Source organism: Deltaproteobacteria bacterium, assembly GCA_019310525.1.
Taxonomy (GTDB): domain Bacteria; phylum Desulfobacterota; class DSM-4660; order Desulfatiglandales; family HGW-15; genus JAFDEE01.
Genome location: JAFDEE010000108.1, coordinates 10,526 through 18,091, shown reverse-complemented (window position 1 = coordinate 18,091; position 7,566 = coordinate 10,526). Strand labels below are relative to the sequence as shown.

Below are 7,566 nucleotides of genomic sequence, written 5' to 3'. Positions count from 1 at the left end.
GGCGTCCCCAAGGTCCTGTTCCCCTGGAGGAGTGCCTGCGGCCGTCTCTATGATGCCCATATCCCTCAAGATACGCTTGATCATAGGCACGGGCCTGTCCTCATAGAGATCCAGGAGGGAGCGGAGGTAATCTCCCATTTCCCAGATCTGGCCGAGTTGATCAGGGTAGGTGCGGTCACTTTCGATCAGGTTGAGGGAGGAGAAGGTAATCCTTCGCCATGCCCGTGGAGCCAGGTTGGCACCGGCCGAAATGATGCCGCTTCGGCTTGGATAACTCAGAAATCGGACCTCGTCCCCGTCGTAGAATCGGAAATCAGTCCTGCCCTTTACGGCCCTTTGGTAATTATTGGCCCGGTCCAGGGAGCCCAAAAAGATCAGCCCTTTAATCTCCGGAATATTGCCCAGTTCCTTCAGGATAGCGGTTCGGATGTTGTTTCTCTTGAGGGGTTTTCCCAGTTCCTGTGGCAGTGCCGGATCGTTCAGCAGGATGAAAGGCCTTTTTGCGTGGGAGACCAGTTCCCTGTAATGATCGGGCAGGCCCCTGTTGCTGTGGTAATAAAGGGGAGCATCGACCCAGTAGACGTGTCCATCGTATCTTCGGGAAACGAGCTGTTTTTCGAATCCCCGGAGCGTTTCCAGCGTGCCCTTTTCTTCCGCCTGGGTGATCCAGGCCAGGACCGGGACCTTGCTCCGGACCACCACCAGCACCTTTGCCAGGAGTTCTTCCCTGAGACCGGGATCCATGTAACGCCCTTCCCCGATAAAGGGACTGGCGATGAACACCCCCTGGACGTAAGGAAGAGTCCTGTCGAGGAGGCGGCCAAGTCCCCGGCCGTCAATCCTTCCTTCCCTGTCAAAGGGGGTGATGAGATTAAGGATGAGTCCCCGCGGCAATGTTAAGGGCTCCATTGAGTCTGAATTCCTCTCTCCCGAGCAGATCATGCAAGTGAACCACTCCTTTCAGTCGGTTGCGCCGGTCCACAATGCATAGGTGGGTAATCCCGTATAGCTCCATAATCCCCAGGGCCTCCGCGGCCGTTTGATCCTCTTCAATGGTCCGGGGAGACGGTGACATGACTTCCTCCACCCGGAGATCCTGGATCCGTTCATTCTTGAGCAAGGCCCTCCTGAGATCTCCGTCGGTGATAATCCCCTTCAGCTTGTCCTCTCCGTCCACCACCAGGGTGGCGCCTATGCCCTTGTCGTCAATTTCCCGGAGGGCTTCCCGGACCGTAGTGTCCATGGAAACTCTGGGGATGTGATCGTCGGTGAACATGACTTCCCTCACCTTGACGGCGAGCCTTTCACCCAGGTTTCCACCCGGGTGGAATTTCTTGAAGTCCTTCTGGCTGAAGCGCTTGGAATTGATGAGGACAACGGCCAAGGCGTCTCCCATGGCCAGGGCCGCCGTGGTGCTGGCTGTGGGGGCCAGGCCCATGGGGCAGGCCTCTCGTTCGACGGCCACGTCTATGGCGATGTCGCTGGCGGATGCCAGGGGGGAATGGAGGTCTCCTACGAAGGATATAATCTTGGCCCCCATGCTCCGGATAAGTGGGAGGATGGCGTTGAGTTCCACCGTCTGTCCGCTGTGGGATATGGCGAGTACGATATCATCTGCGGTGACCATGCCAAGGTCTCCATGGATGGCCTCCGCCGGGTGGAGAAACAGGGATGGTGTCCCGGTGCTGTTCAGGGTGGCGGAAATCTTACGGGCGACCAACCCGGACTTGCCCATGCCGGTGAGGATGACACGGCCTTTGGATTCAAGGATCATGGCCGCCGCCTTTTCAAACTCGGGACCTACACGGTCGATCAGGTCCAGGATGGCCTGGGCCTCGATCTTGAGGACATCTTTTGCCTGTTCAATGACCATTGACGGATAGTCCCTCTCCTCATATCAAGTACCAACGACCCGCCGGAGTAAGAGCGCCTCAAGCACCCCGGGACAGACCTTCACGCATAATTTGGGTTCAAGTAATAGGAACAGGAAGTACTTTCCATGTCAAGAATTTTCGTGGTTTCCCCGAATCGATGATCCTGACTCTCCCTCGTTGACGGCCCAGGTTCTTTGTGGCATAAGACATCCAATCACTTCAGGGTTTGAGAGGAGAACTCCATGAAAATCGAAGAATTTCCTGAGGATATCCGGCCTCATATCATCCCCGAACCAGACGGGAATCTGTTTTACAGGTGCCTGGGATGCGGGGAGGAACATGGTATCGACCGTCTCCTCTACACCTGCCCCGGTTGCGGGAGTGTGTTGCTTATCGAGGATCGGAACTCCGGCACCTTGGAGGAATTCGGTGGATCACGCTGGCGGCGGCTCTTTGATTACAGGAAGATGCTGAACCACCAGGCCCTCAAGGGGGTTTTCAGATATTATGAGTTCATCGCTCCAGTGATCCCCCTTGATCGGATCGTTTACTTAGGCGAAGGACACACTCCACTCGTTCGGGCCAATACCCGAATGAAAGAGATGGCGGGCCGGGATTTCTTTTTCAAGAACGACGGCCTCAATCCGAGCGCCTCCTTCAAGGACCGCGGGATGGCCTGTGCCCTGAGCTTCATCAACTATTACGTGGATATAAAAAAAATTCGGAACCTCCTGGCCATTTGCGCTTCCACGGGTGACACCTCGGCATCGGCCGCCCTTTATGGGGCATACCTGAAGGACTATCTCCGTTCCGTGGTCTTGCTTCCCCATGGCAAGGTGACCCCCCAGCAACTCTCCCAGCCCCTGGGCAGTGGGGCCACTGTTCTTGAGATACCGGGCGTTTTTGACGATTGCATGAAGGTGGTCGAGTCCCTTGCTGAGCATTATCACGTGGCACTCCTGAATTCCAAGAACGGCTGGCGCATCCTGGGGCAGGAATCTTTTTCCTTTGAAATCGCCCAGGACCTGGACTACGAGACGGGCGACAAGGTGGTCGTCCTGCCCATAGGAAACGCGGGGAACATCACGGCCGTGATGCGGGGATTCCTGAAGTTTTTCAAGGCCGGCATTATTCGTGAACTCCCGAAGATCATCGGTGTTCAATCGGAACATGCCGATCCCGTGTACCGCTACTACCTGGAGGAGAGGGAAGAGCTGAGGCGGTTTGAACCCGTAAACGTCAGCCCGAGCGTGGCCCAGGCGGCCATGATCGGAAACCCGGTCTCTATGCCCAGGGTCATCGAGATCGTGAGGGAATACAACGGACGGTATGGTGAGAAGCGCGTATTCGTGGTCCAGGTGACGGAACAGGAGATCATGGATGCCATGATTCTGGCAAACCGCAACGGCAATATCGCCTGCACCCAGGGAGGGGAGTCTTTGGCCGGTTTCATGAAAGCGGTCAAAGAAGGCCTGGTCCACCCGGAGGAGGTAGGCATTATCGATTCCACCGCCCATATGTTGAAATTCATAGGTTTTCAGGAGATGTATTTTAACGACACCTTTCCCCCGGAATTCGGCGTGAAACCCCGGGCGGATTTAAAAAATGCTCCCCGGCTCATCACGCCGGAGGGCATCGACAGGTACCCTGAACCGGGAAAACCCCTTGAGGGGGACGACATGAAGCGATTCGTGGAGGCAATGGCTGCGGAAATCGCATCCATTCTGGATCTCGAGGAAAGATAGGCACTTCAGGGGCCTTTGGCCCTGAGGTTTTTGGAAAGCGGATGAACATCCTTTTCGTATGTACCGGAAACGTGAGCAGAAGCTTCCTGGCCGAAAGGCTCCTTCGCCGGGAATTGGAAAGTCGAGGAATGGAAGGGTTTTTCGTGGCGTCGGCCGGACTTGACACCCGGCCCGGTATCCCCGGGGACCCGGTCATGATCGAATACCTTCGCGAGAAGGACATCGAGGCCGGAGACCATGAGGCCAGGTTGATAAACGAGAAGGACGTCAGATGGGCCGACTTGATTCTCGTCATGGAGACGGTGCATCTTCAAATGATCGAATCGAGATGGCCCTGGGCCGCGGGGAAGACGAAACTCTTCCTGGAGTATGCCGTCCTCGGTCCGAAAGGAGATGAAATCATCGATCCTTTTGGAAAGACCCAATACCATTACCGGCTGGCCCAAGCCCAGATCGAGAAGGCCGTCAGACTTCTGGCCGAAAAACTCTTCTCCTCTCCAAAGAATGGCCTCCATGCTCAGGATTAAAATGATTGTGGTCGATCGAACCCGGGCCCCCTTTCTCAGGGAAGGGGAGACCCTGTTTCAGGACCGTATACGGCGTTACGCCCGCCTGGAATGGATCGAAGTAAGGCCGGTCAGGATCACGAAGGGCAGGCCTGAGGCGGATGTGCTTGAGTTGGAGGGGAGAGAAATCCTTCGCAGGGTGAGGCCGGCGGACTATTCAGTGGCGCTGGACCGATGTGGAAAGGTTTTTGACTCCGAAGAGCTTGCGCGGTGGCTTGACCGCTTGTCCTCGGAAGTGCGGGGGTCGATTTGTTTTATCACGGGCAGCCCTCTGGGCCTTTCCCGGGAAATCCTGGAACGATCCAATATGACTCTCTCTCTTTCGAGGTTGACCTTTACCCATGAGATGACTCGCCTTCTCCTCCTTGAGCAGATCTACAGAGCATTGACTATCATCAGGGGCGAGAAGTATCACAAGTAATAAAGCCCGCATGAGCGGGCTTCGATCGTTTACTCTGCAATATTCCCTTCCCCTACCCGGGAAGGAGTATACTCCATAAGTCGGAAGAAATCTTGAAAAATCTACTTTGCTGTGGGACCTGCTTCCAGGGCCATGGCGATTTTGTTCTTGAGCTCCGTCAGGTCAAATGACTTGATCACGTAAAAATCCGCAGCGATGGACTTCATATCCTCTTTAAAGGTGTCGTAAGCCGTACATAGTACAACGGGTAAGTTGTAAAACTTATTCCGAATATCCTGGAGAAGATCAAGCCCGTTGTAATCCACCATCTTGATGTCGAGCACAACCAGGTCGGGTTTTTCCTTCTCTATTTTTTCGAGCAGCTTGTATCCGCTCTCGGCGGTGATTACTTCGTACCCCGCCTCTGTCAGTTCTTCGGAATAGAGAAACCGAATGTGCTCTTCATCGTCAACGATTAATATTTTGGCCATAGCATTTTCTCCCTGGCATTAGACTGCCCCAAGATACCATAAATCTTTCCTGCGGGCAAATGGAATTTCTCCCCAAAAGGCGGGCGGTTGTTTTAGGAATTGATCCCCCCGGACGATCTTTGCCGGGAAAATGATTGCGGTTTGGCTTATGAATACTCATAAAAACCCCTTCCCGCCTTTCTTCCCAACCAGCCCGCATCCACATATTTGATGAGGAGGGGGCAGGGGCGGTACTTGGGGTCCCCGAAACCCGAATGGAGCACCTTCATGATAGCGAGACAGGTATCCAGGCCGATAAGATCCGCCAGGGCCAGGGGTCCCATGGGATGGTTCATTCCCAGTTTCATGATTTCATCGATGTCCTTGGCGGTACCGACGCCCTCGTAAAGGGCGTAAACCGCCTCGTTGATCATGGGCATGAGAATGCGGTTGGCGATAAAACCCGGGAAATCGTTTGCGGGAACAGGGGTTTTCCCCAGGAGAACGGCCAGGTCCCTGGTGGTGGTATAGGTCTCTTCCGAGGTGGCCAGGCCCCGGATAATTTCCACGAGTTTCATCATGGGGACGGGATTCATGAAATGCATCCCGATGATCTTCTCCGGCCTCTGGGTAGCCCCGGCGATCTTGGTGATGGAAATGGAGGATGTATTGCTTGAAAGAACGACCTCTTTTCGACAATATTCATCCAATTGGCTGAAAATATTCAATTTCAGGGACTCGTCCTCAGTGGCGGCCTCCACGACGAAGTCGCACTTCGACATGTCGGAGATGGAGGTTGTTCCCTCGATCCTGCCCAGAAAGGTTTTTTGCTCATCCTCCGTAATCTTCCCTTTTTTTACCATCCGTCCGAGACTGGACTCAATGGCTGTAAAACCCCTTTCCAGGTATTCATCTTTGATATCGCTCATAACCACTGAAAGCCCACTTGCGGCTGCAACCTGTGCAATTCCGGACCCCATTTGGCCCGCCCCGATAACACCTAACACATTGATTTTCATGGCATTCCTCCTTGCTGTTCAGGGTATGAATTGAAATGTCGAAGCCTGATTCAGGCCGGATTCTCAATTGGAAAAATAGACAAGAAATGCGGGAACCGGGTCTTTATCGGGGTCCCGGCATGGCCTGGGCCTTTCGGGGAAATAAAAGGCCGATCTCGGCGAGTAGATATCGAGTATGGCGCGGGACCGCTGATTTTTGCTACCGTCGGTGGATACCGGACCGGGGACACACAGGATTCGGTTCGAGATGGCACCTAGCGAACGATCATGACCGAACAAGGAGCCTTTCTGGCGATCCGATTGGCTACGCTGCCGAAGACAACCAGGCCCATTCCCGAAGCCCCGTAAGAACCCACGATCACCAGGTCGATGTCCTTTTCCTCCAGGAAGGTTATGATCTCGGATGATACATGCCCGTCCATGACCACGATACGGGATGTGACCTTGGGGTTGATCTTGGCCCCGTATTCCCGCGCCATCTTTTCTTCAATCTTCAGGATCAGGGATTTTTTCGGTTCTGTGGGCCAGTCCAGCTCCAGATCGGACAGGACAGGGTTCACTACAGGGGGCAGTACGTGCACCAGGTACAGCTTGGCCTGAAATCTTTCCGCGATTTCCAGAGCCTGTTCAAAGGCCTGAGCAGCATGGTCGGAAAAATCAACGCAACAAGCGATCTTTTTAATGGCCATAATATTAATGTCCCAATCTGGGAATGGGAGAAACCTGCGCCTTCAGCCGAAGATCAGGTAAAATCGAGAATCGCTGAGGGTTTCAAATTTTGGCAGAAAAACAAAACTCATCTGAGTCTAAGGCCCTCCACCCGGGTAATCGGGAAAAATGCTTTCGCAATGGTTCAACTCTAATACCAAGGCAAAAGAAGTATCGCCGGAATTTGAAACGTTCAATCTAGGTTTATAATAGGGTTCAAGGATTCAAGGGGTCCTGGGTTCGAGTGAGAAATCGGGATTTAAGGAAAAAGGAACCGGATGCCCCATGGTGCCACAGTCAAGATTTATACCATAACCGCGATAAAATCAACCGTCTCCGAGCAGATTGCCCAAGCTGGGTACGAGTCGTGCAATGGCTATGGCCTCTCGGCCCAGGCGGCGGATACGAGCGCTGAGGATTTCCTCCTTAAGATCCCGGCGGGAGGCCTCCATCACGACTGCGATCAGGGCCTCCAGAAGGCCGTGGTCAACCGGGCACCCCGTTATGGTCCAGATTTCCAACTCCGTGAGGCCGAGCAGATCCATGACTTGGGATCGATACTTTCCGGTAAGAGCTTCCCTGTTCCACTGCAAGATCTCCCCGAGTTCCGGCCCCCTCTGGTGAAGGGCCTTCTTTTCTTTTTCCTGGTCTTCCATGATTACTCCCTTAAGTAGTGTCCATCCATAAATGAGAAAATTTGTGCAAGGTCAAGGAAGGCGAAAATTTTAACCGCAGGAATACATTGAAGTATTTCGAGGATTAAAATTTGAGCCTGACCTGTCTG

The 7,566-nt window shown here is 53.9% G+C and carries 9 protein-coding genes; 3 read left to right on the top strand and 6 right to left on the bottom strand.

The features are described from left to right. Positions 1-909 (bottom strand): dihydrodipicolinate synthase family protein (locus JRF57_15025; GenBank protein ID MBW2305014.1); only part of this gene is annotated, 909 nt, incomplete at its 3' end. Next, entirely contained in the window at positions 872-1,873 is a 1,002-nt protein-coding gene (locus tag JRF57_15020) for a KpsF/GutQ family sugar-phosphate isomerase (protein MBW2305013.1), read from the bottom strand. The genes JRF57_15025 and JRF57_15020, both read right to left, overlap by 38 nt. A 243-nt stretch (positions 1,874-2,116) precedes the next feature. On the opposite strand from JRF57_15020, the gene thrC reads away from it, so the two are divergent. Genes thrC through JRF57_15005 form a run of 3 tightly spaced genes read left to right on the top strand, consistent with a single transcriptional unit; the run spans position 2,117 to position 4,606 of the window. Further along, on the top strand, positions 2,117-3,619 hold the full coding sequence (gene thrC / locus JRF57_15015; GenBank protein MBW2305012.1) for a threonine synthase: 1,503 nt from the start codon (positions 2,117-2,119) through the stop codon (positions 3,617-3,619). 41 nt (positions 3,620-3,660) lie between these two features. Then, the gene (locus JRF57_15010; protein ID MBW2305011.1) at positions 3,661-4,146 is read left to right on the top strand and encodes a low molecular weight protein arginine phosphatase; all 486 of its coding nucleotides are present in this window, start codon (positions 3,661-3,663) and stop codon (positions 4,144-4,146) included. Next, positions 4,133-4,606, top strand: coding sequence for a 23S rRNA (pseudouridine(1915)-N(3))-methyltransferase RlmH (locus tag JRF57_15005; protein MBW2305010.1), 474 nt, complete (start codon positions 4,133-4,135; stop codon positions 4,604-4,606). Before JRF57_15010 ends, JRF57_15005 begins: the two co-directional genes overlap by 14 nt. A gap of 101 nt (positions 4,607-4,707) precedes the next feature. On the opposite strand, the gene JRF57_15000 is transcribed toward JRF57_15005, so the two are convergent. The 4 genes from JRF57_15000 to JRF57_14985 all read right to left on the bottom strand — a co-directional run bounded on the left by JRF57_15000 (position 4,708) and on the right by JRF57_14985 (position 7,438). Continuing rightward, positions 4,708-5,076 carry a response regulator gene (locus tag JRF57_15000; protein MBW2305009.1) on the bottom strand — a complete coding sequence of 123 codons (369 nt, stop codon included), beginning with the start codon at positions 5,074-5,076 and terminating at the stop codon, positions 4,708-4,710. A gap of 146 nt (positions 5,077-5,222) precedes the next feature. Continuing rightward, a complete protein-coding gene (locus JRF57_14995) occupies positions 5,223-6,074 on the bottom strand; it encodes a 3-hydroxybutyryl-CoA dehydrogenase (protein MBW2305008.1) in 852 nt (283 codons plus the stop codon). Positions 6,075-6,328: 254 nt separating this feature from the next. Beyond that, positions 6,329-6,763 carry a universal stress protein gene (locus tag JRF57_14990; protein MBW2305007.1) on the bottom strand — a complete coding sequence of 145 codons (435 nt, stop codon included), beginning with the start codon at positions 6,761-6,763 and terminating at the stop codon, positions 6,329-6,331. Positions 6,764-7,108: 345 nt separating this feature from the next. After that, positions 7,109-7,438, bottom strand: coding sequence for a hypothetical protein (locus JRF57_14985; protein ID MBW2305006.1), 330 nt, complete (start codon positions 7,436-7,438; stop codon positions 7,109-7,111). Between the last annotated feature and the right edge of the window lie 128 nt (positions 7,439-7,566).

Excerpts from the sequence above, each read along its gene's own strand:
- JRF57_15010 (MBW2305011.1), top strand. The coding sequence starts at position 3,661 with ATGAACATCCTTTTCGTATGTACCGGAAACGTGAGCAGAAGCTTCCTG.
- JRF57_14990 (MBW2305007.1), bottom strand. The coding sequence starts at position 6,763 with ATGGCCATTAAAAAGATCGCTTGTTGCGTTGATTTTTCCGACCATGCT.
- JRF57_15020 (MBW2305013.1), bottom strand. The coding sequence starts at position 1,873 with ATGGTCATTGAACAGGCAAAAGATGTCCTCAAGATCGAGGCCCAGGCC.
- JRF57_15005 (MBW2305010.1), top strand. The coding sequence starts at position 4,133 with ATGCTCAGGATTAAAATGATTGTGGTCGATCGAACCCGGGCCCCCTTT.
- JRF57_14995 (MBW2305008.1), bottom strand. The coding sequence starts at position 6,074 with ATGAAAATCAATGTGTTAGGTGTTATCGGGGCGGGCCAAATGGGGTCC.
- JRF57_14985 (MBW2305006.1), bottom strand. The coding sequence starts at position 7,438 with ATGGAAGACCAGGAAAAAGAAAAGAAGGCCCTTCACCAGAGGGGGCCG.
- JRF57_15000 (MBW2305009.1), bottom strand. The coding sequence starts at position 5,076 with ATGGCCAAAATATTAATCGTTGACGATGAAGAGCACATTCGGTTTCTC.
- thrC (MBW2305012.1), top strand. The coding sequence starts at position 2,117 with ATGAAAATCGAAGAATTTCCTGAGGATATCCGGCCTCATATCATCCCC.